Annotated in this window: 19 protein-coding genes; 3 read left to right on the forward strand and 16 right to left on the reverse strand. The window is 72.4% G+C overall.

Features of this window, described 5'->3' with window-relative positions; genetic code table 11:
- Positions 1-15: 15 nt before the first annotated feature.
- From AC07CM_RS16500 to AC07CM_RS16560, 13 genes are all read right to left on the reverse strand, one after another.
- Positions 16-981 carry an SDR family NAD(P)-dependent oxidoreductase gene (locus tag AC07CM_RS16500; RefSeq protein WP_478877082.1) on the reverse strand — a complete coding sequence of 322 codons (966 nt, stop codon included), beginning with the start codon at positions 979-981 and terminating at the stop codon, positions 16-18.
- A gap of 79 nt (positions 982-1,060) precedes the next feature.
- Complete coding sequence (pqqE, locus tag AC07CM_RS16505) at positions 1,061-2,224, reverse strand: pyrroloquinoline quinone biosynthesis protein PqqE (protein ID WP_478877083.1); 1,164 nt, start codon at positions 2,222-2,224, stop codon at positions 1,061-1,063.
- Positions 2,221-2,490, reverse strand: coding sequence for a pyrroloquinoline quinone biosynthesis peptide chaperone PqqD (gene pqqD / locus AC07CM_RS16510; RefSeq protein WP_478877084.1), 270 nt, complete (start codon positions 2,488-2,490; stop codon positions 2,221-2,223). Before pqqD ends, pqqE begins: the two co-directional genes overlap by 4 nt.
- Positions 2,490-3,284 (reverse strand): pyrroloquinoline-quinone synthase PqqC, encoded by a 795-nt coding sequence (gene pqqC / locus AC07CM_RS16515; protein WP_478877085.1) that lies wholly within the window; start codon positions 3,282-3,284, stop codon positions 2,490-2,492. The genes pqqD and pqqC overlap by 1 nt, the downstream gene beginning before the upstream one ends.
- Positions 3,281-4,186, reverse strand: coding sequence for a pyrroloquinoline quinone biosynthesis protein PqqB (gene pqqB, locus AC07CM_RS16520; RefSeq protein ID WP_478877086.1), 906 nt, complete (start codon positions 4,184-4,186; stop codon positions 3,281-3,283). The genes pqqC and pqqB overlap by 4 nt, the downstream gene beginning before the upstream one ends.
- Positions 4,187-4,194: 8 nt before the next feature.
- On the reverse strand, positions 4,195-4,332 hold the full coding sequence (gene pqqA / locus AC07CM_RS16525; protein WP_478877087.1) for a pyrroloquinoline quinone precursor peptide PqqA: 138 nt from the start codon (positions 4,330-4,332) through the stop codon (positions 4,195-4,197).
- A gap of 59 nt (positions 4,333-4,391) precedes the next feature.
- Positions 4,392-5,531 carry a PQQ-dependent sugar dehydrogenase gene (locus AC07CM_RS16530; protein WP_478877088.1) on the reverse strand — a complete coding sequence of 380 codons (1,140 nt, stop codon included), beginning with the start codon at positions 5,529-5,531 and terminating at the stop codon, positions 4,392-4,394.
- A 332-nt stretch (positions 5,532-5,863) separates the two neighbouring features.
- Positions 5,864-7,369: a glycosyl hydrolase family 28-related protein gene (locus AC07CM_RS16535; RefSeq protein ID WP_478877089.1), complete on the reverse strand. Its 1,506-nt coding sequence runs from the start codon at positions 7,367-7,369 to the stop codon at positions 5,864-5,866.
- A 24-nt stretch (positions 7,370-7,393) separates the two neighbouring features.
- Positions 7,394-7,879, reverse strand: a complete 486-nt coding sequence (locus tag AC07CM_RS16540; RefSeq protein ID WP_478877090.1) for an FAD synthase family protein — start codon at positions 7,877-7,879, stop codon at positions 7,394-7,396.
- Positions 7,876-9,438, reverse strand: a complete 1,563-nt coding sequence (locus AC07CM_RS16545) for a fibronectin type III domain-containing protein (protein WP_478877091.1) — start codon at positions 9,436-9,438, stop codon at positions 7,876-7,878. The genes AC07CM_RS16540 and AC07CM_RS16545 overlap by 4 nt, the downstream gene beginning before the upstream one ends.
- 88 nt (positions 9,439-9,526) lie before the next feature.
- Positions 9,527-11,071, reverse strand: coding sequence for a lipopolysaccharide biosynthesis protein (locus AC07CM_RS16550; protein ID WP_478877092.1), 1,545 nt, complete (start codon positions 11,069-11,071; stop codon positions 9,527-9,529).
- The gene (locus AC07CM_RS16555) at positions 11,068-12,678 is read right to left on the reverse strand and encodes a hypothetical protein (protein WP_478877093.1); all 1,611 of its coding nucleotides are present in this window, start codon (positions 12,676-12,678) and stop codon (positions 11,068-11,070) included. The genes AC07CM_RS16550 and AC07CM_RS16555 overlap by 4 nt, the downstream gene beginning before the upstream one ends.
- Positions 12,675-14,150 carry a hypothetical protein gene (locus AC07CM_RS16560; RefSeq protein WP_478877094.1) on the reverse strand — a complete coding sequence of 492 codons (1,476 nt, stop codon included), beginning with the start codon at positions 14,148-14,150 and terminating at the stop codon, positions 12,675-12,677. Before AC07CM_RS16560 ends, AC07CM_RS16555 begins: the two co-directional genes overlap by 4 nt.
- Positions 14,151-14,461: 311 nt before the next feature.
- On the opposite strand from AC07CM_RS16560, the gene AC07CM_RS16565 reads away from it, so the two are divergent.
- Together AC07CM_RS16565 and AC07CM_RS16570 are read left to right on the forward strand one after the other, a co-directional pair.
- Positions 14,462-15,442: an NAD-dependent epimerase/dehydratase family protein gene (locus tag AC07CM_RS16565; protein ID WP_478877095.1), complete on the forward strand. Its 981-nt coding sequence runs from the start codon at positions 14,462-14,464 to the stop codon at positions 15,440-15,442.
- 32 nt (positions 15,443-15,474) lie between these two features.
- Positions 15,475-16,674 carry a glycosyltransferase family 4 protein gene (locus tag AC07CM_RS16570; protein WP_478877096.1) on the forward strand — a complete coding sequence of 400 codons (1,200 nt, stop codon included), beginning with the start codon at positions 15,475-15,477 and terminating at the stop codon, positions 16,672-16,674.
- Positions 16,675-16,729: 55 nt separating this feature from the next.
- Here the strand turns inward: AC07CM_RS16570 and AC07CM_RS16575 are convergent, their stop codons facing one another.
- The 3 genes from AC07CM_RS16575 to AC07CM_RS16585 form a co-directional block, all read right to left on the reverse strand.
- A complete protein-coding gene (locus AC07CM_RS16575; RefSeq protein ID WP_478877097.1) occupies positions 16,730-17,851 on the reverse strand; it encodes a glycosyltransferase in 1,122 nt (373 codons plus the stop codon).
- Entirely contained in the window at positions 17,848-18,435 is a 588-nt protein-coding gene (locus AC07CM_RS16580; RefSeq protein WP_478877098.1) for a DapH/DapD/GlmU-related protein, read from the reverse strand. The genes AC07CM_RS16575 and AC07CM_RS16580 overlap by 4 nt, the downstream gene beginning before the upstream one ends.
- Before the next feature lie 171 nt (positions 18,436-18,606).
- Positions 18,607-19,968 carry an exopolysaccharide biosynthesis polyprenyl glycosylphosphotransferase gene (locus tag AC07CM_RS16585; protein ID WP_478877287.1) on the reverse strand — a complete coding sequence of 454 codons (1,362 nt, stop codon included), beginning with the start codon at positions 19,966-19,968 and terminating at the stop codon, positions 18,607-18,609.
- Between the two features lie 358 nt (positions 19,969-20,326).
- On the opposite strand from AC07CM_RS16585, the gene AC07CM_RS16590 reads away from it, so the two are divergent.
- Positions 20,327-21,877, forward strand: coding sequence for a M1 family metallopeptidase (locus tag AC07CM_RS16590; protein WP_478877099.1), 1,551 nt, complete (start codon positions 20,327-20,329; stop codon positions 21,875-21,877).
- Positions 21,878-21,973 lie beyond the last annotated feature (96 nt).

A 21,973-nucleotide genomic window follows, 5' to 3' on the forward strand; every position in this document is an offset into this window, starting at 1 on the left:
CGGTCCGCTCCGGTCTTAGGAGGCGCCGAAGGCGTCGACGCCCGTCAGCTCCGCGGACAGCGCCCACAGCCGCGCCGCCTGTTCGGGGTCCGTCGCCCAGGCCTTGACGCCGAAGCGCTCGTCGCCCTCGGACGCGGGCTCGGCGATGTCGCAGTCCTCGAGGTAGACGCCGCCCGTGCCCTCCAGCTGGGGCGAGGTCGCCGCCCACACCTGGGTGGCCGCGCCCTGCTGCGGGGACTTGAAGCCCTCGGGGTTGAGCACGTTGCCCTGCTCGTCGATCCAGCCGCGCTCCACCATCTCCTCCTTGGGCAGGTGCCGCTGGAGCGGGGTGATGATGCCGCCCGGGTGGAGCGAGAAGGCGCGCACGCCGTGCTCCTTGCCGAGCCTGTCGAGCTGGACGGCGAAGAGGACGTTCGCCGTCTTGGCCTGGCCGTAGGCCTCCCACTTGTCGTAGCCGCGCTGCCAGTGGACGTCGTCCCAGCGGATGCCGGAGAAGTGGTGGCCGCGGGAGGAGACGGCGACCACCCGGGCGCCGCCGGGTTCGATCGCCGGCCAGAGCCGGTTCACCAGGGCGAAGTGCCCCAGGTGGTTGGTGGCGAACTGGGCCTCCCAGCCGGGCCCGACCCGGGTCTCCGGGCACGCCATGATCCCGGCGTTGTCGATCATGATGTCGACGGTGCGGCCGGAGGCGAGGAACCGCTCGGCGAACGCCCGCACGCTCTCCAGGTCCCCCAGGTCGAGCTCGTCCAGTTCGACGCCGCCCACGCCCGCCAGCGCCTCCCGGGCGGCGTCCGGACGGCGGGCCGGCACGACGACCTCGGCGCCCGCCCTGGTCAGCGCCCGGGTGGTCTCCAGGCCGAGTCCGGAGTAGCCGCCGGTGACGATCGCGAGCTTTCCGGTGAGGTCGATGCCCCGGAGGACCTCGTCGGCGGTGCTCTCGGCGCCGAACCCCGAGCCGATCTTGTGCTGTGCAGTGGTCATGACCGGAACGCTACGAATTGGAGCGCGCTCGAAGTCAAACGGAAACGCCCGTACGGCCCTGCCGGCGCGTGCACCCCGGTCATGTCCTGGCCTCCTGGCTGTCCGCGGCGGTGACGGTGTGGGACGGTGCCGGTACCGCCCCGGGCCGGCGGTAGACGTACGGCGGTGCCTCGGGCCGGCCCCCGTCGGCCAGGTCGCGGACGAGGTGATGGTCGGGGGACAGCGCGCACGCCGGGTCGGTGCGGGTGGCGTCGCCGGTGAGCGCGAACGCCTGGCAGCGGCAGCCGCCGAAGTCCTCCTCGCGGCGGGGGCACTCGCCGCAGGGGCCCGTCATCCAGCCGGTGCCGCGGAAGCGGTTGAAGGCCGGGGACCGCTCCCAGATCCAGGCGAGCGGACGGTCGCGCACATTGGGCGGTTCGAGGTCAGGCAGGGAGGCGGCGGCCGGGCAGGGCAGCGCGGTGCCGTCCGGTGCGACGGTGAGCGAGACCGCGCCCCAGCCGCCCATGCAGGGCTTGGCGACGCCGTCGAAGTAGTCGGGGACGACCCACACCAGGTCGATGCGCCCGGCGAGTTGGTCCCGGCGGCGTTCGACGGTCTCCCGGGCGCGGGCGAGCTGGTCGCGGGTGGGCAGCAGCGCGGCGCGGTTGAGCAGGCCCCAGCCGTAGAACTGCGTGTTGGCCAGCTCGATGCGGTCCACTCCCCAGGCCATGCCCAGCTCGATGAGCGCGTCGACGGCGTCGAGGTTGTCGCGGTGCAGTACGACGTTGAGGCCGAGCGGGAGCCCGGCCCGGCGGACCAGAGCCGCGGCCCGTTCTTTCGCGGCGAAGGAGGAGGGGCGTCCGGCGATGCGGTCGTTGGCGCCGGACTCGGCGTGCTGCACGGAGAGTTGGACGCTGCGCAGCCCGGCCCCGGTGAGCGCGGCCAGCCGGGCCTCGTCCAGGCCGGTGCCGCTGGTGACCAACTGGGTGTAGATCCCGGCGGCTTCGGCGGCGGCGACGATCCGCTCGAGGTCGTCCCGCAGCAGCGGCTCGCCGCCGGACAGATGCGTGTGCACGATGCCCAGCTCACCGGCCTGGCGCAGCACGTCGGTCCACTGGTCGGTGGTCAGTTCCGTGGAGCGACGGGCCAGTTCGAGCGGGTTCGAACAGTAGGGGCAGTGCAGCGGGCAGGCGTGGGTGAGTTCGGCGAGCAGCGCCCAGGGGCGTGCGGGGTTCCCGGCGGAGACGGCCTTCACGTCGGTCACCTGAGCCAGCCCTCCTGCCGCATGCGGTCCAGGAATGAGGGGACGGTGGCGGCCACCGGTGCGCCGGGGAAGCGCCCGGCCAGCTCACCGACGATCCCGTGCACGGTACGGGTCCCGTCGCACAGGCCGACGACGGTGCCGGCGTGTCCTTCCAGGACGACCACGCGTTCCGGCATGACCAGCAGGTCGGCGCCGCGTACGGCGTCGTGCCGCAGCGCCAGCGCGGGGGCGAGGGCGGGGCACCACTGGTTGTCGGGCTCGGGCATCACACGCGCTCCCGCCGGTCGTCCCGGTGCTGCGGTCCGGCCTGCTCGGGCCGGCCGGCTCGCTCGTCCTGCCCGTCGGGCTCGGGCCGGCCGGCGTGCTGCACGGCGTCGAGCAGGGCCCACAGCACGTCGCACTTGAAGGAGAGCGCGGCCACGGCCCGTTGCTGGTCCCGGCGGGTGCGGGCCCACTCGAGGACGAGTTCCAGCGCCTCGGCGCTGTCGCGCCGGCCCTGGTCGACGCGGGTGCGGAAGTAGGCGAGCCCGTCCTGGGCGATCCAGGAGTAGTGGCGCTCGAACGCCTCGATGCGCAGGCGCATCAGGTCGGGAGCGGTCAGCTCGGTGAGCGAGGCGGCGACGGCCTCCAGGGGTGAGCGCAGGCGGCAGAAGTTGACGTAGCCCTCGACGGCCAGCCGTACGCCCGGCAGTACCTCCTCGCCCGACAGCAGGGTCCGGCGGTCCAGGCCGGCCGCCTCGCCGAGTCGCAGCCAGCGCTCGATGCCGCCCTCGGCCTCGCCGCGCCCGTCGTGGTCCTCGATCCGCCGCACCCACTTGCGCCGCAGCCGCGACGAGTCCAGCTTGGCGACGATCAGCGCGTCCTTGACCGGAATATGACGCTGGTAGTGGAAGCGGTTGGTGATCCAGCGGCGCAGCTCGGCCGGGGTGAGATCGCCCTGGTGCATGCGGACGTTGAAGGGATGGCGGTCGTGGTAGCGCCCCTGGCCCACCTCGCGCAGGCGGGCCTCGAACTCGGCGGGGCTCCAGGGCTCCGTCGGCGGGACAAGTGTCGTGGTCACAGCTCGATCACCATTCCGTCTTCGGCCACCTCGAGGCCCAGCCGGGCGAGCCGCTTGTGCTGCGGTGCGGCGGGGTCGACGAGGGGATTCGTGTTGTTGAGGTGCGTGTAGAGACAGCGGGCGGACAGCGTGGCGAGGATGCGCGCGGTGCCGCCCGGTCCGTCGATGGGCAGGTGGCCCATGCCCGTGGCGGTGCGGGTGGAGATGCCGGTGTGGCGGGGCTCCGCGTCGTCCCAGAAGGTGCCGTCGACGATGACGCAGTCGGCCTCGGCGGCGGCCTGCCGCAGCGCCTCGGACCATTCGGCCACGGCGGGTGCGTAGAGGGCGGATCCGCCGGTGGCCGGGTCGTACAGGTGCAGCGCGACGACCCAGGCGTCGTGCCCGGGGGCGTCGGCGGCGTAGCGCGGGCGCTTGCCCGAGACGGGCACCGCGCTGATCCGTACGCCGGATGCGTGCGCGTCGGCGGTCAGCGGCCGCGCGCCCCGGCAGTCCAGTTCCCGCCAGGTCAGGTCGGTGTAGGGGGTGAGCACCCGGCTCAGGCGCAGTCGGTCGTCGAGGGCCTGGCGGACCGGGGCGGTGGCGAGGATCTCCAGGCCGTCGGCCTCGCGCAGCCGCCAGATGCCCAGGGTGTGGTCGAGTTCGGCGTCGGTGAGGACGACTCCGGCGATCGGCGTCTGCCGGGGCCGGGGCCCCGGGGTGAGGACCGGGTGGGCCTCGATCTGGTCGCCGATGTCGGGGGTGGCGTTGACGAGGTACCACCGGCCCTCGTCGGCACGGACGGCAAGCGAGGCGTGTCTGCGGCGCCGACCTGAGTGGGCGCGTGCCCCGGAGCACCCGGGGCACGCGCAGTTCCACTGGGGGATGCCGCCGCCGGCCGCGGTGCCCAGCACCTGCAGCAGCATGCCGGCGGCTAGCGGACGCTGAGCGAGTAGGCGGTGACCTCGAGCGCGGTGTCGACGATCGCGTACCCGGGCGTCTGCCACGCGGTCTGCTCGGTCTCCTCCGCGGTCCCGGCCGCCTGCTCGACCTGCTCGATGGCTTCGTTCATGGTGCGTACCTTCCTTTCGGCAAGGGTGAGTTGACCCTCCCTGGTCGGGAGGGGGGTCTTCACTTGAGGGTCACCTGGAGGACGAGGTCCATACCGGGGCCGCGGTCGCTCGTGCCCAGCCAGAGCTGGTCGGCGCCGGGTACCTTGGCAATTCCGCGCAGCCGCCCGTAGACATTGGTGTAGTACGACGTCGCCGGTCCGATGTTCCGACCGGAGGAGTCGATCGGCAGCGACCACAGCCGCTCCCCGCGCAGGGCCGTCGCGTAGATGACGTCGTTGACGATGGCGATCTGGCCGGGTACTCCGCCCTGGGCCGGATTCCAGACGAACTTGGGATTCGTCATGCCCTTGGCGGAGCACGGGCCCTCGCAGGCGGGCCAGCCGTAGTTCCTGCCCGGCTCGATCTGGTTCAGTTCGTCCCAGGTGGCCTCGCCGATCTCGTCCTCCCACAGCCTGCCGCGCGCATCCCACGCCAAGCCCTGGGGGTTGCGGTGACCGAGGCTGTAGACACGATTGCCGAACGGGTTGCCGGGCGCCGCCGCACCGGTCCTGGTGATGCGCAGGATCTTCCCGTTGAGGGAGTTCGGGTCCTGTGCCAGATTCCCGGTCAGGGCATCGCCGGTGGTCACGTACAGATATCCGTCGGGTCCGAAGGCGATCTTGCCGCCGTTGTGGTCCCCACCCCGCTTGATTCCGTCGACCAGGACGGAGTAGCCGCTGAGCGTGGAGCCGTTGAAGCGCATCTTCACGACACGGGTGTCGTTGGCGGCCGTGTGGACGAAGAACACGTCCTGGTCCGTCGTGCCGTTCCAGGTCGGTGAGGGCGCGACCCCCAGCAGCCCGCCGACGCCCACCCCGGGGCCGCCGGTCCCGATGGCCGTGTAGGGCACCGTCCCCACCAGCTTCTTGGTGCCGTCCCGCTCCTGCAGATAGACCTGGGACGTGTGACGCTCGGTCACCAGTGCTGCCCTGCCGCTCGGCAGGAAGGAGATGGCCCAGGGCCTGGTCCACTTGTCGGAGAGGGTGGACACGCCCGACGGCGAGCCGCCGACGACCGCTCGGGCCTCTGTCCCGGGGCCCGTCGCCGATGGGGCCGCGGTCGCCGGCGGCTGGACGGCGATGAGAAGAGCGGCTGCGGCGGTGCCCGCGGCTACGCCCGGACGGACGCGACGCAGCGCCGAATGCGCCAAGCGTGACATGTGATGCCTTTCTACCGTGTCTGACGGCCGCATGATGCGTGACGGGAATGGTGCGACCGAATGCGAACGACAGGTGCGCTCAATGAGTATTGAGCGCGCCCCTTGAAACGATGACCAGTCGGACCCCGCCATCCAGCTGACGGGCTATTCCGTGGCGACGCGAATACTGCGGCGCGGCTGGACAAAGGGTTCACGAAAATGATCCTGGGCTCGACTCGCCGACCACCGGTGCACCGGCGTCGGAAATCCCCTCCTACGAGTGACCGGTCGTCATGGCAGTTGGGGCAGCGTCACTTCCGGAATCGACTGAGCGTCCACGGGCGGCCATGGATCTACCGCTCGGGCGAGCAGTCGGCCTGGCCGCCGACGGGCTGCTTCGGCGTGCCCGGGGCGGCCGAGGCCGCCGCGGGGCTCGGCACGGACGCCGTGGCGGGCGTCGGGCTCGGGGACTCGGCCGGGCTCGGCGACTCGTGCGTGGACCGGCTCGGACCGAGGCACGGAGGCGGGAGGGCGGGGGCTGTCGGCTGGGACGCATCGCTCGCGCTCTGCGCCCCGATACAGTCGACGAACTGCACGAAGCCGGGCCGGTCGACGCCGTCCGCGACCACGAAGTCACGGGCCGGGTGGCTGCGGAACAGGCACATGTCGTAGCGGGCGACCGCCGGAGGGGTGTCCTTCGGTGCGGCCGTGCGGTACTCGTGGCGGCCCACCAACTGGCAGGAGTCGTAACGGATCAGCGGTCCGCGCGGACCCACCGTGTAACGATGCGGGCGGACGTCGGCGGAGAAGTCCCGGTAGCCGAGGGCGGTGTCGTCGCAGTCGCTGAAGTGGACCGTCCCGCTCTTCCACACGCAGTCGATGACCACCGCGTCGGGATTGCGCACCTCGAAACGGATGTCCTGGGCGTGGAACCGCTGCACCGAGTCATGGTGCTGGGCGACGGGGAAACGGAAGAAGGTGCTGGTGGTGCCGTAGGCCTCGGTGCTCTGCGGGCGTTTGCCGGTGATGATGTACGAGCCGCCCCGGCAGGCGATCGATCCGCCGTAGGGGAATTCCAGGAAATTCCCCCACTCGTATTCGACTTTCATGTCGGTGAACCAGTAGTTGAGGAACTGGTCCTGGTCGTTCGGTTCCTCCTGACCGCGCCGTGTGAGCCCCGAGTAGAGAAACGCCCGGCGATAACTCCCGCCGACCCGGCACGCCTCCCATCGCATCTCCGAATTGGTGTTCGTGCCGTCCAGGGCGAGCCCGTACTCCCATTCCCCGGACCACTCGCACTCCGAGAACCGGTAGTCCTGCGCCTGCCCGGTCGAGTACGAGTTGAAGAAGGAGGCGCCGGGCGTGGCCGAGCGGAACGTCATGCGCTCGAAGGAGAGGTTCGACCAGACGTCCTCGTTGCGGCAGAGATGGGAGCCGGGCCCGGTGTCCGGGCGGAACACGAGGGTCGTCATGCGCTTGCCCGCCCCGGAGAAGCGCAGGCCGTTCGCGGGCCGCGGCGGAGCGGTGCCGTTCAGCAGCGCGTGCGGACGGGTGATGAGGAACTCGCCGGCCGGGATCTCGATGACGACGCGTCCGACCCTCCCGGAGACGCGGGCGGCGGCGAACGAGTAGGCGATCTCGAACGCTCCGGTGTCGTCGGTCCGCCCGTCGCCGACCGCCCCGAGGTCGGCCACGTTGACCACGGATTCCGGCAGCGCCGGGGAGCGTCCGCGCCCGGACGGGGTGCCGAGGGCGGAGGCGCCGGGGGTGGACAGGGACGTCGCGGCCAACACCGACGCTCCGCCGCGCAGCAGATGCCGACGGCTGACACAGGACATTTCGCCACCCGTTTCCGTCATCGTCTCCTTCTTTCGGGTGCGTTCCTATTCCTGGGAAGCCAGCACGTCCTCCTTCGCCTCCGCCGCGCTCTGCCGGCCGCCCGCGTCCGGGGACACCAGTTCCAGGGCACCGCGCAGCAGGGTGCTGGAGGTGTGCATGGTGTAGGGAAAGTAGACGACGTCGACGCCGACCTGGGCGAAGCGGCGTTCGAGGGCCTGCCACTTGGCCGTTCCCCGCCAGTCGTCGCCCTTGAAGACGACATGGAAACCGATCTCCTCCCACCTCTCGAACTTGTCGTCCTCCGACTCGACGACGGCCTCGTCGACGTGGCGCAGGCTGCGGACGATCTCCAGGCGCTCGGCGAGCGGAATGACCGGGGACCGGCCCTTCATCCGCCGGGCCAGATCGTCGGAGGTGACTCCCACGACGAGGCGGTCGCAGTGCCGGCGTGCCTCTCGCAGGATGTTGAGGTGCCCGATGTGGAAGAGGTCCCAGACCCCGGGCGTGTACCCGATGCGTGTCAGGCTCACGTGGCACCCGCCGCACCGTCGGTGGCCCTCCCGGGCACGGCGACCTTCAAGGGGGCGGACTTCCGTGAGGTGTTCGTTCCGTCCGTCACCTCGATCGTGTACTCGTGGCTTGTACCGGCGGGCACCGAGTCGGTGTAGCTCATCGACGGACGGTTCCAGAAGGTGGACGCCGAGCGCTGGCTCGAGACGGGCCGCCCGTCCCGGTAGAGCCGGTAGGTCAGCGCGGCGGTGTCCCGGTCCCACGAGGCCTGCCAGCGGACTGTGACCTCGCCGGGGGTCGCGGCGGCCAGCTCGAGGGACGGAACCCGCGGCGCCCCGGTGTCGGGTCCGGTCCCGAAGCGGGTGATGCTCTGCTGCGGTCGGTCGTTGACCTCGGTGAACTCGCCGCCGACCCACAGGGTGTCGTGCGCCAGCGTCATGGCGCGGGGCCCCAGCGCCTCCCCCAGGCCGTTGTCGGTGTCGGGGAACCAGTGCAGGATCGCCCCGTTGTCGACCGACTGGGCCAGCAGGTGCTGCCGGTGCGAGCCCCGGTCGCCCCGCTCGGGGAATCCGCCGGGTGCCCCCGCGCAGTTGTGCGCGTGCGAGCCGCTGTAGAGAACACCGCGGTGCAGGAGCAGGGCCTGGGTGGCGCCCTGGCAGTCGTCCTTCCACACCATGCCGCCGTCGTCCAGACGGCCCGCCATGCGGCCGTCGTAGGAACCCGGACCGTGGCCGTCACCGCCCAGGTAGAAGCGGGTGTCGTCGTGCGTGATGGTCCTCACCGTCGAGTTGGACGGGATCCAGCCGGGAAAGGAGCGCACCGTCGCACCGGTGCCCGGGTTCAGGGCGGCCAGCGCGTGGCTCCCCTGGCCGTTGGCCGTGTCGAAGTCGCCTCCGACGAGGACCTCGTGGTGCGACGGTACGACCGACAGGGCGCGCACCGTGCGGTCGAGGTCCGCCGTGAACGGCAGCACTGAGCCGGTGGGGGTGAGGGCCGCGACATGCTTCCTGGCATGGCCGCTGATCCGGTCGAAGTCACCGCCGAGATACACGGTGTCGCCCGTCGCGTCGATGGCCCGTACGGTCGCGGACACCCCCGGCCTGAAGTGCTTGCGCAGGGAGCAGTCGGCCGTGTTCAGGGCGACCGCGCTCGCCACGCCGGTGGTTCCGACCTGGCTGAAGGAGCCGCCCACGTACAGCACCCGGCCGTCCGGCGAGGCCTTGAGGGCGCGTACGGTGTCGTCGCCGCCGGTGAACGTCGGCGCGCAGGGCAGCAGGGCGCCGGTCGCGGCGTCGAACGCGGCGAAGTTGCGGCGCCGGACCTCCCCCTGGCCGGGAGCGGCGCCCGGCGGCCGCACGGAGTCGAAGGTGCCCCCGACGTAGACGACACCGCGCGCGGCGGCCAGCGACCAGACGATGCCGTTCGTCTGCCAGGTGGCCAGTGGATCGGCGGTGAACGAAGTCCTGGGTGCTGCGTCGGTGGCCGCGGCGAGTGAGGCGTTGGACAGGGCGGCGGAGCATAGGAGGGAGGCGGCGACAGCCTTGGCGGCCGCGTTCGTCGGGAGCTTTCTCAGGCGCAATGGACACCCCGGATAGCAGTGATGTGGGCGGCGCACGGGGAATGGCGCGGGGGCTTCCCGGACCAGGAGCCGGTGACCCCGCGTGGACTCATGCGGCACGACGGCGCAGCACTCCGACCAGTTCACTCACTCCCAGCGACTTCCGATACCACCACAAATTAGTACCAAATGTGCACATTCCAAAAGTCATTCCCACGGCGAGTCCTGACGGAGTGTCACCTGCCCAGGTGCGGACGGCCGCCAGCACCACCGAGACGACCAGCCCGACACCGAGGGCGGTCGTGTAGCCGCGGTCCACGGTCGTGAAGCCGAGCCGCCGGCGGATGAGCAGGGCTGCCGCGAGGTTCTCCACGATGATGGCGGCACCCCAGGACACGGCGGCGCCGAGGGCGCCCCACGCCGGCACCGCGAGCAGTCCGACGGCCAGTTGCACCGTGAACGCGGCTGCGGTGATGGCCAGATGCCAGGAACTCTTGCCCGCCATGAGCAGCACGGTCTGCGCGTTGCCGACCGCGACGTTGACCATCGAGGCCACGCACAGCGCGACAAGGGCGGGCGCGCCGTGGGCGAACTCCGCTCCGAAGAGCGACAGTACGGTCCGGGGGAAGCCGGCGATGAGGACGAACAGCGGCCACGAGAAGAGCACGACCCAGCAGGTCGAGACGTGGTGCAGGTGGCGGGCCTCGGCGACCTCGTCGACGGCGAGCAGCCGGCTGATCTCGGGTGCCACGGCGAGCCTGATGGCGAGTTGCAGCAGGGTGCCCGCGGTGACGACGCGGCCGATGGCGGTGTAGACGCCCGCCTCGGTGCTGGTGGACAGCGCCGACAGCAGGATGACGCCGACCCATACGGCGCTGATGTCGAAGACGGAGGACACCGCGCGTGGTGTCGAGAAGCGCCAGAAGGCCCGCCAGGGCGCGGCTCCCTGCCCGGCCGGCGGCGCCGTCGTGCCCCGTGCGGCACGGCAGCGGCGCAGGGCCAGCCACGCGGCGACGGTCCCGGCCAGGGCCGGCAGCAGCCAGGCCGCTGCCAGCGGCAGCATCCCGGGCGCGTAGTACGCCACGGGAACGGCGATCAGCACCCGCAGCACGGGCTTGCCGATCTGCTCCACGCCGACGAACGGCACCACCGTGCCGTGGCCCTGCGTGGCGCCGAGCAGGACCAGTCCGACGGTGGCGGCCGGCAGGAACAGCGCGAAGAGCCGGACCAGGGTGACCGCCTCGGCGGACCCCAGGTGCGGCAGGAGCGTGGTCGCCACCGCGGGGAACAGCAGCAGGGGCAGGGCGGCCACGGTGGCGGCCACGGCCGCCGGTACGACGGCCGTGCGCAGCAGGGCGCCGACCGAGCGGCCACCGCCCACGGCGAGGTCGCGGGACACGAAGCGGATGAGCCCGGTGTCGGCCCCGAGCTTGCAGGTGTTGCTGAGGATGGTGAACAGGCCCACGCCCGTGAAGACCGCCCCCGCCCCGCCCGCTCCGACGGCGCGGGTGATGAGGCCGACGAAGAGGAAGGCGAAGACGGCGTTCGTCGCGGAACCCGCCACCCCCCACCACCCGCCCCGTGCGGCGGCGGCGACCCCGCTCGGGGCCGTGGCCCGGGCGGGGGTGGGCGCGGTCTCGCCGGGCGCGGTCACCCGCGGGAGACCGTGAGCGTGTCGTCCGCGGGGAGTTCCACGAGCTGCGCGGCAGCCTCGTCCGCGGGACGGCGTGCGAGGCTGCGGCGCAGAACGGCGCGCAGGTTTCCGCGGGGACGGCCGGTGTCGAGCACGGCGCCGAGGAGGGTCCCTCCCGAGCAGCCGATCAGCTCGTACGCCCGTCTGAGGTCGTCCCGCCGGGTGGCGCCGAGACCGGCGACCAGGAGTACCCCGTCGACGTGCTGGGCGACGGCCAGCGCGTCGGTGTGCTCCAGGAGCGGCCGGGTGACGACGACCGCCGTACGGGAGTCGGCGCCGGGCAGCATCCGGCGGACCGCGGCGGCCACGCCCGCCTGGACGTGCGCACCGGTGCCGCCGCTGGAGCAGCAGGCGAACCGGCCGGCGGTGCCGGCGTCGACGAGGACGCCGCCTTCGGGCAGGGACTCCTCCTGCGCCGCGCGGGCGCCGTCCGGCACCAGCGGCAGCCCGGGCGCGAGGCCGGGGGCGTCGGGATCGGCGTCCACGAGCAGCACCTCGTCCCCACACTCGGTCAGGGCGGCGGCCAGGTTCACGGCCACCTCGCCGGCCGCGGCGCCTCGCCGGGGGGCCACGACGAGTACCCGCCCGGCGCCTGCCGGGAGCCCGGTCCTGCGCAGCCGGTAGGCGAGGGCGCGGTAGGCCTCCGTGCGGTCGCCGCCCTTCCGGCCGACCGTCAGCAGGCCGGCGGCCCCGTCGTTCGCGTCGTTCGCGTCGCTGTCGTCGTTGTCGTGGGGCAGCATGCCGAGCACCGGAGCGCGCAGCGCGGTCCGGACCTCCTCGGCCGACCGGATCCGGGAGTCGAAGGCGGAGCGCAGCCAGGCCAGCAGGATGCCGAAGGCGAGACCGCCCGCCAGTGCGAGCATGAGCAGGACCGGTCGGCCTGGCCCCGACGGCAGGGTGGGCGCCTCGCCCCTGCGGACGATGTCGCCTCCTTCGGTGTCACGGGAGTTGATGTCGGAGACGCGCTTGTGGAGGGCGGCGAGCTCGCTCTGCGCGGTGGTGGGGTCCCCGCCGTCCTCCTCCGTCTTCTTGGCCTGCCGGGCCACCGCAGCCATCTGCTCCTCCACACCGTGGGTGGCCCGCTTCAGGGCGGCGTCGTTGCGCTCCTTGCGGTCGGCCAGATAGGCCTCGGCGAAGGCGTTGGCGCCACGTGCCGCGCGCTCGGGGGTCCTGGCGGTGAACTCGAAGCGGAGCACCTGGGACTTCGCCGGGTTGGTGATGCGCAGATCGTCCCCGAGCGCCGCGGCACTGCTTTCGGGCTCCCCCAGGGCGTGCCCCGCGCGGATGGCGACCGCGGCACTGGCGGCGATCTGCTGCTCGGTGCCCATGCTGACCTGGCTGTCGGCGGCGACGCTGACCGTGCCGAAGGGATCGGCGGTGGAGCGTACGAGGACCTCGCTCGTGGAGGCGTAGGTGTGGGCGCGGGCCATCGCGAGGGCCACCCCGCCGAGCAGTCCCAGGACGATCCCCAGCGCGATCAGGGCGCGGTGGCGCAGCAGTCGGCGCAGTTGGTCGCGTAGCTGTTCCGGCTCGTCGTACGGGTCGTCGAAGTGGATGGGGCCGGTCACGAGTGCCCTCCTGTTCCGGGGATCGGTGCGTGGCGGGTGGGTGCGGTGGGCATCGCCGACGGGAACCGGGATGCCCGGGCCGTACGGGTGGTGATGAGCAGCGGGACGGTCACCAGCAGCGTCAGCGGGCCCACGATGCCGAGCAGGCTGCCGCGCAGGAAGACCAACTGGTAGAAGGCGAAGGCCGGGACCAGGAGTGCCGCTAGGGTCCCCGGCCGGCCGCGCAACCGGTGCCGTACGTCGTCCATGCGGCGTCCGGCGGCGCCGAGCAGGAAGAAGACCAGGGCCACCGATGGCGGGCCGGCCCACAGATAACTCTCGATCCACAGGGGCGCGGAGAGGTTGAGGAAGTCGTAGCCCGCGTACCGGGCCAGTGCGATGCCGGTGTCCTCCGGCTTGTCCGGCCACACCGAGCGCGGGACCGGGAACAGCGGCGGACCCAACGCGCTCTGGGGTTCGAACCCCTTTTCCCGCGCGTAGTCGATGCCGGTCTGCACCTGCTGGAAGGCGTCGTAGTCGCCGTTGGTGGTGAACTGCTCGGCGAGGGAGACCACGGCGACCTCTTCCCGCTCGCTGTAGCGGAAGTAGTCGCTGTACGGGAAGACGAGGAGGACGGCCGCCATGACGGTGGCCGCGATGACGCGGAAGGCGCGGGGCCGGCACAGCCGGGGCGTGATGAACAGCAGGGTCAGCAGCACCGTGCCGGCCCAGAACCGCGGCTTGCTCACGGGGTTGTTGACGACGACGTTCAGCACCACCAGCAGCGGCAGCAGCAGCACACGGACACCGCGCAGCAGCCGGTCGCCGCGTGGCCGGGTCGGCAGCCGCAGCAGACCCACCAGCGCCCAGAACGCGGGCACGGACAGCGACCAGTTGCGCAGGGCCTGCAGGAAGGCGTCGTCCGAGTTGTCCATGGCACCCGCTTCCCGCAGTGCCTGACGGCTCGTGAAGTAGGCCTGCAGTCCGCCGGGTTGGCCGGGGATCAGCACCACGGCGAGGGCGAGGGCGAGTGCGCACAGCGACACCAGGCGCCAGGGTGAGAGGCGGCGGGAGAGCAGCCGCTCGACCGGCCCGGGTGAGGTGGCACCCGGGCGGGCGGCGCGCGCGTGCTCCCGGCGGGCGGCGACGGCCGTGCCCGCGCTGTGGGCGAGGAGCCCGAGTTCGACGACGGCCACGGCCGTGAGGGAGGTTCCCTCGTCGGCCCGGTAGGGCCACGGGTAGGCGTCGGTGGCGAGCATGGCCAGGGGTGCCAGGCCGAACCAGATGTAGGCGAAGATCCAGAAGCCCAGGGCGACGAGCCGCACCCGGGTCGCGGTGAGTACACGGGTGAGCGCCACCCCGGTGTGCACGACGACGGCACTCTGCAGAGCGAGCGCCGCCGACACGTGCGTGCCGCGTGACTGGAGGATCAGGCCCGGCAGCAGGACGACCAGCGTCCCGGTCCACAGCGAGACCGCGGCCACACTGCGCACGCCGGCGTCCCGCGTCCCGACTTCTCCGCTACTCGGACATTTCGGCTGAAACATCATCGACAGCTTTATAACGCTCTTTCTTGGCGAATCACCCCAGGCGCGCGCGAATCGGTGACTCCGCGCGGCCGTCCGCGAAACACAGTCATCGGGTGACTGCCGGAGGTCGAGCGGCGTGCCATTTACCGCAAATCACCACAAATATGTATTGCTACTCGCTGAAAGGTCACCGTGCGGACCGGCGATGGACCGAAGTGACATTGCGCGGGAGGGCCGCTGACCGCACATCAGATCTCCGGACAGAGGAGTTGCCCATGAGCAAGCAGGTCGACGTCGTCGTAGCCGGTGGCGGGGGATTCATCGGCGGTCATCTAGTGGGCGGCCTGCTGGCCGAGGGGCTGACCGTCCGCTGCATCGACATCAAGCCGCGGCACGAGTGGTACCAGGTCCACGACGCCGCGGAGAACGTGATCGCCGACCTGTCGCTCCTCGACGACGCGCGGGCGGGCGTCCGGGGCGCACGGCAGGTGTACATGCTGGCCGCGGACATGGGCGGCATGGGCTTCATCGAGAACAACAAGGCCGCCTGCATGATGTCGGTGCTGACCAGCACGCACATGCTGCAGGCCGCGCACGAGAGCGGTGTGGAGCGCTACTTCTACTCGTCCTCCGCCTGCGTCTACGCCGCCGGCCGGCAGACCGACCCGAACGTGACCGCGCTGCGGGAGGAGGACGCCTATCCGGCGCAGCCGGAGGACGGCTACGGCTGGGAGAAGCTCTTCTCCGAGCGCATGTGCCGCCACTACACGGAGGACTACGGGTTCACCACCCGCGTGGCCCGCTACCACAACGTGTACGGCCCGCACGGCACATGGGCGGGCGGCCGGGAGAAGGCACCGGCCGCGGTGTGCCGGAAGGTGGCCGAGGCGGTCCTCAGCGGAGACCACCGGATCGAGATCTGGGGCGACGGCCTGCAGACCCGTTCCTTCATGTACATCGGCGACTGCCTGCACGGCACTCGAATGATCATGAACGGAGACAGCGGCGTACCGGTCAACCTCGGCTCCTCGGAACTGGTGACCATCAACCAACTCGTCGACACCGTCGAGGAGATCGCCGGTATCCGCTGCGAGCGCAGCCACCGGCTCGACGCCCCGCAGGGCGTGCGCGGCCGCAACTCCGACAACACCCTGATCCGCGAGATCCACGGCTGGGAGCCGTCGATCTCCCTGATCGACGGCCTGGAGAGGACCTACGCCTGGGTCTACGACCAGGTCAAGCGCTCCCAGCAGTGATGCCGGGCCACGCGCGAGGAGACGGAGAGCCGATGCGCGTCTTCGTCCACGACTACAGCGGACACCCGTTCCAGGCCCAGTTGAGCCGGGAGTTGGCGCGCCGGGGCCACGACGTCGTCCACTCGACCTGTACGGCCTACGTCTCCGGCAAGGGCAACCTCGCCGCGGACTCCGGCGGCCCGCGCTTCGTGACCATCGGGGACGGCACGAGGCTGAGGAAGGAGGCCTATTTCCACCGGCTGCACCAGGAGACCCGGCTCGGCCTCGAACTGGCGCGTCAGGTGCACCGCGAGAGGCCCGACGTGGCGCTGCTGTCCAACCTGCCGATCCCGACGCTGGCCGTGACCGCGGCCGTGCTGGGCAGGCTGCGCATCCCGTGGGTGCTGTGGCACCAGGACGTGACCGCGGTCGCGCTGAAGAGCTTCGCCGCCGCCGGGGTCGCGAAGTCGATGGGCGTCGCCGCCAGGGTCTTCGAAGCGGCCGAGAAGTGGTCCGCGCGCCGGGCCTCGGCGGTCGTGGTGATCGCCGACTCCTTCGTGCGGGTCCACGAGGCGTGGGGCACCGCCGACAAGGTCACGGTCATTCCCAACTGGGCGCCGCTGGACGAGATCGTCCCGGTGGCACGGGCCAACGCCTGGTCGGACGAGCACGGTCTGAACGGCGTGCGGACGGTGCTGTACTCGGGCACCCTGGGGCTGAAACACAATCCGGAGCTGCTGGTGCGGTTGGCCGAGCGGCTGCGTGACCGGGGTGTTCCGGTGCGGCTCGTCGTCGTCAACGACGGCCCCGCCGTGCCCGTTCTCAGGGAGGCGGCCGCGGCCCGCGGGGTCGATCTGGCCCTGCTGCCCTTCCAGCCCTACGGGCGGCTGCCCGAGGTGCTGGGCACCGGTGACGTCCTCGTCGTCCTCCTGGGCCCGGACGCGGGGCAGTTCTCGGTCCCGTCCAAGACGTTGTCCTACCTGTGCGCAGGGCGGCCGGTGCTCGGTCTGATGCCCGGCGACAACCTTGCCGCGCGGCTGCTGTCACAGGCGGGGTCGGCGGTGTTCCCGCCGGAGGAGCCGGCGCTGGACGGTGCGGCCGCGTGGGTCCAGGAGATCCTGTCCGACCCGGCCCGGGCCGAGCGGCTGGGCAAGGAGAGCCGCGCGCTGGCGGAGCGGGAGTTCGCCCTGCAGGGCTGCGCGTCCCGCTTCGAGGACATCCTGCGCACGGCGAGCCGGGCTCCGCTGCGCTGAACGGCAGGGGGCCGGCTGCGCTCGGCGGCCGGCCCCCTGCCGTCGTCCTCGCAGCTCAGCGCGGCCGGCCCCGGTAGAGCTCCTCCAGCCGGTCCACGACCGCGCGGATCGAGAACACCTCGTCGATCGCGCGGCGGCCCGCGTCGGCCATTCTGCGGCGCAGTTCTCCGTCCGCGAGGAGCGTGGCCACAGCGTCGGCCAGCGCCTCCGGGCTGCCGTCGGTCACCGAGGCCGCTTCCCGGCGGGCCAGTTCGGCGGCGATGCCGCTGCTGTCCGTGCACACCACGGGCGTACCTTCGGCGAGCGCCTCCAGGACCGTCATCGGGAACGGCTCGCGCACGCTCGGCAGCACGTACACCGCGGCCCTGCGGTACGCCGCCAGCGCGGCGGAGTGGTCCAGCGCGCCGCCGTAGGCGACCACGTCGGTCAGGCCGCGCTCCGCGATGAGCCGGCGCACCCCCGTGAGGGAGCCCTCGTCGGCGCCGTGGAGCGTGAAGCGGGCCTCGGGCAGTTCCTTGTGGACCAGGGCGGCCATCTCCACGAACGCCTCGGGACGTTTGCGCGGGTGCAGCCGGGCCAGGAAGACCACCTCGTGCTCGCCGCGCGGCGGCCGGTCCGCCGTGTCGGCCGGCACACGCAGGCCGTTGGGCAGGCGGACCAGTTCCGGGCCGCGCGGGCCGAGCACCGCGGACAGTTCGCGGCGTTCCCGGTCGGTGAGCACCAGGCAGGCGCGGGCCCGGCGCAGCAGGGGCACGAACAGCCGGTCGAAGACGCGCGCGGCCAAAGCCGTGCGCGGCTCGACCATGCCGTGGGTCTGTGTCACGAAGTCCGCGCGCCTCAGCCGGGCCACGGCGAGCGCGGCGAGGGAGACCAGGTCGCGGCCCGCGTGCACGTGGACGGCGTCGGCGCGGCCCATGGCCCGCCACAGGTCCCGCAGCAGCAGGGGGTGCATGAGCCCGAGGCAGCCCCGGCCGGGGACGACCCGCCAGGCCGGGCGGGAGACGAAGGACACGGCTCCGACGCGCCCGGGCGCCGGTGCGGCGCCGCGCCACAGCGACACCAGCGTCACGTCGTGACCGCGGGCGGCGCACTCCTCGAGCTGCGCGGCCGCCACGCTCGTCGGACCGCCGAAGGCCCCGTCGTCGCTGACCAGCGTGACCACGTGGACCAGTCTCATGCCCGACCTCCAGCCGTCAGGACGGAGTCCTCCGGGACGTCCTGGTGGGCGACCACGCCGGCGCCCACCACCGCGCCCCGGCCGACGGTGACCCCGCGCAGCACCACGGCACGGGCCGCGACCCAGCTGCCCGGCTCCAGCCGGATGGGGCCGTTGTCGAACTCGAAGGTGGCGGAACGACGGCGGTGGCTGCCGGTGCACAGCAGTGCGCTCTGGGAGACGCAGCAGTCGCTGCCGATGGTGACGGGCTCGAGGTTGAGGATCCAGGCGCCCTCGCCGATCCACACGTCGTCGCCGACGTCCAGCTTCCACGGCCAGTGCACCCGCACGCCGTGTCGGATCAGCACCCGCCGGCCGACGCGGGCGCCGAAGGCACGCAACAGCGCCGGCCGCCAGCGGGCGGGGAACCACCACTTGGCGAAGAGCAGATGGAGGGCGGCGAACCAGGCGGCCTGGACGAGCAGGGGGCGACCCTTGTCGTATCCGGCTCCGGTGAAGCCGCGCAGGGATCGGGCCACGACGGGCCGGTGGGCCGGGCCCGTCACGGGGTCACCGGGTGGCGGGGCGGCCGCGGTCTGCGCCATGAGAGTGTCCTTTTCCGAGGGCCGAGGCGTCCACATCCCTGATCCTTCACGTGGGGGCGGGGCGACGGCCCGTGATTCCGGCGTGTTGGCGGCAGGCTTGCCCGGATGGCGGATCGGTTCCCCCGGAACGCACCGGCCGGGTGGTGCCACCCTGGCCGGGAACACCCTTGCTCAGTAGGCGCCTTGCCCGTTGAGGACCGCGCGTACGGTGCGGGCGATCACGTTCATGTCCACGGCAAGGGACCAGTTGTCGACGTAGCGCAGGTCGAGCGCCACCGTCTCGTGCCAGGACAGGTCCGAGCGTCCGCTCACCTGCCACAGCCCGGTCAGGCCCGGCTTGACGCTGAGCCGGCGCATCTCCACCTGGTTGTACTTGACGACTTCCTCGGGCACCGGGGGGCGCGGCCCGACCAGGGACATGTGGCCGAGGAGGACGTTGAACAGCTGGGGCAGCTCGTCGAGCGAGTAGCGGCGCAGAACACGTCCCAGGGAGGTGATCCGGGGGTCGCGGCGCATCTTGAACATGTGGCCGTCGTTCTCGTTCGCCGCCTCCAGCTCGGTCTTGAGCCGGTCCGCGCCGACCACCATGGTGCGGAACTTCCACATGAGGAAGCGGGTGTTGTGCCGGCCCACCCGCGTCTGCCGGTACAGGGCCGGGCCGGGTGAGCCCAGCCGGACGGCCAGCGCCAGCAGGAGCAGCAGCGGCGAGAGCAGCATGATCAGCAGCAGAGCGCCCACGCGGTCCACGGCGGCCTTGAGCAGCGTCGGCGTGCCCCGGCGCAGCGGCGGCACGATGTGCAGCAGGGTGAGTCCGGCCGCCGAGGTGAGCCGGACCCGCCGGCGGGCGACGTCGATGATGCCGGGCAGCACGACGAGCGGGCACCCCCGGTCGTGCAGCGTCCAGGACAGCAGGCGCAGCCGTTCCCCCGACAGGTGCGGGCCGGGCACCACGAAGACCAGGTCGGCCGCGAAGGTGTCGGCCGCCCCGAGCACCACCGTGGCGTCCTGATCGGGGGTCTCGGGCGCCTCGCGGGGCAACCGCAGGTCCACGGGCACGCCGGAGAGCACCTCTCCCTCCCCGACCGGACAGGATCCGACGATCACGTACGCGTGGTCGGTGCGCTGGGCGAGCTGCGCGACCACGGCGTCGACCGTCGGGCCCTCACCGACCACCAGGACGTGGCGCAGCGCGCGGCCGGCCCGGCGGGCGGCACGCAGATGACGGTGGATCAGCTTCTGACAGACCGTCGTGAGGATCAGCGCGGGGATCAGCGCCGTGAAGGCTTCGGCCGGCGCACTGTCCAGGCCGCACACCACCCGCAGCGCGGCCAGGGCTCCGACCAGGACCAGCCAGTCCCTGGTGACGGCCCGCAGAACGCCCCCGTCGCCCCAGGCAGAGTGGGTGTACCGCTTGCCGACCACCCTGATCAGCGGCCACAGCAGGGCGGCGGCGGCCGCCAGACGCAGGGGGTGGGGCTCGCGGACGTCCACGATCGCCGCCGCGACCGGCAGCGCCGCGCCGGCCAGGTCCACACCGATCGACAGGGGTCCGTACCAGCGCGCCTGGGCGCCGTCCGGGTGGGCGGGCCGGCGCGGCAGGGGAACGGATACTTCTCGGGATGCCGCGAGTCTGAACGGCCGCATGCCACTCCTTCGGAGCTCCAATCGCAGACAACAGGCGCGGCCCACCCGCAGAGTTCACTCGCGGGTCGAACGCACCTTCATGCGATCTTTATATCAAGCGATAGACAACTATTTCGGATTTGCCCCCACTGTGATGTTGGGACAGACACCGCATGAGTGATCTCCTGCTGCACAGTGCCGCCATGGACGACGCGACCGCCGGCGGCCGGCCGGTCCGTCGGCCCCGCCCCGCCCACCGGATCGTCCGGTGAAGGCGCCGTCCACCCGGCCGGGCGTCCGTTCCCGCCGCGCGGTCCTCACCCTGACCGGCGCCGTCGGCATCGCCGGGGCCGCCGCCCTCACCCTCGTCCTCCCCTACGGGGAACGCGGCGCACCGGCCCACGCCGGGCACCCGGCCGCGGGCGCCTCGGCCCGCCCGGGCGGCGAGGTGCCGTCGCCCGGGGCCCCGGGCATCGGCGATCCGCTCGTGCCACTCGACGGCAACGGCGGGTACACGGTTCGCCGCTACACCCTCGACTTCGACTGGCTGGCCCCCGCCACGCCGTTCCCCGCGACCGCCACGATCAGCGCCACCGCCACGCAGGCCCTGTCCCGCTTCGACCTCGACTTCGCGGGCAACACGCTGCGCGCGGTCACCGTCGACGGCGCGCCGGCCCGGGCGGTGCGCCACGGCGACGAGCTGGTCATCACCCCGGCGAAGCCGATCGCCCGCGGGCGCGCGTTCTCCGTCCGGGTCGCCTACACCGCGGACCCGACGCAGCGTCGGCACCGCGACGACGCGATCCAGGACTACGGCTGGGTGCCCACCCCTGACGGCACCCTGCTGTCGCCGCAGCCCAACGGGGCCAGGATGATCTTCCCGGCCGACGACCACCCCAGCCTGCGCGCGCCGTTCACCTTCCGCGTCACCACCCCACCGGGCCTCACCGCGGTGGCGGGCGGCAGGCTCGTGGAGCGCGTGCGGCGACCCGACGGACGAATCCGGTGGACGTACGACTCCGAGCATCCGGTCGCGGCCCAGCTGGTCCAGCTGGCCATCGGCAGGTTCGCCGTCGTGCACGGCACCGGCCCGCGCGGACTGCCCGTCCGGGACGTGGTCCCGCAGGACCTGGTCGACGGCACCGAGGAGTACCGCTCGCTCACCCCCGAGCACCTGGCCTGGCTGGAACAGCGGCTCGGCCCGTATCCCTTCCGCCGCTACGGCGTACTGGTCGGGAACGGCGACCTGCCGGTGGCGCTGGAGACGCAGTCGCTGTCCGTCGTGCCCAGTGCCGACCTGCTGGGCGACCGGGTCGACGCCGAACGCAACCTCGTCCACGAACTCACCCACCACTGGACGGGGGACAGCGTGGCGATCCGGCGGTGGTCCGACCTGTGGCTGAGCGAGGGCCACGCCCGGTTCTACGAGCGCCTCTACTCCGACAGCCACGGCGGCCCCGACCTCGAGGACGCGATGCGGGCCGCGTACGAACAGCACGACCAGTGGCGGCACGACGACGGAGCGCCCGCCGAGCCCACCGAGCGGACCCTGTTCCGCCAGATGCGCTACGACGGCTCCGCGCTGGTGCTCTACGCGCTGCGCCAGAAGGTGGGCGAGGACACCTTCGCCCGGATCGAGCGGTCCTGGGTGACGACGTACCGGGGCCGCGCAGCCGGCACCCGAGACTTCGTCAGACTGGCGTCCGACGTGGCCGGACGGGATCTGACGCCCTTTCTGAACCCGTGGCTGTACGGGCCGCACACCCCGCCCATGCCCGGCCGTCCCGACTGGCGGGTGGACCCGGTCGAGGAGGACTGATCCCTCCCCCGCGGGGACGGACGGCCTGCCGCCGACCGGGTGGCCTGTGCCCGGCCGCTCCTCCACGCCGGTGACGCTCGGCGCGACGCGGCGCGC

Source organism: Streptomyces sp. NPDC044061, from assembly GCF_056434305.1.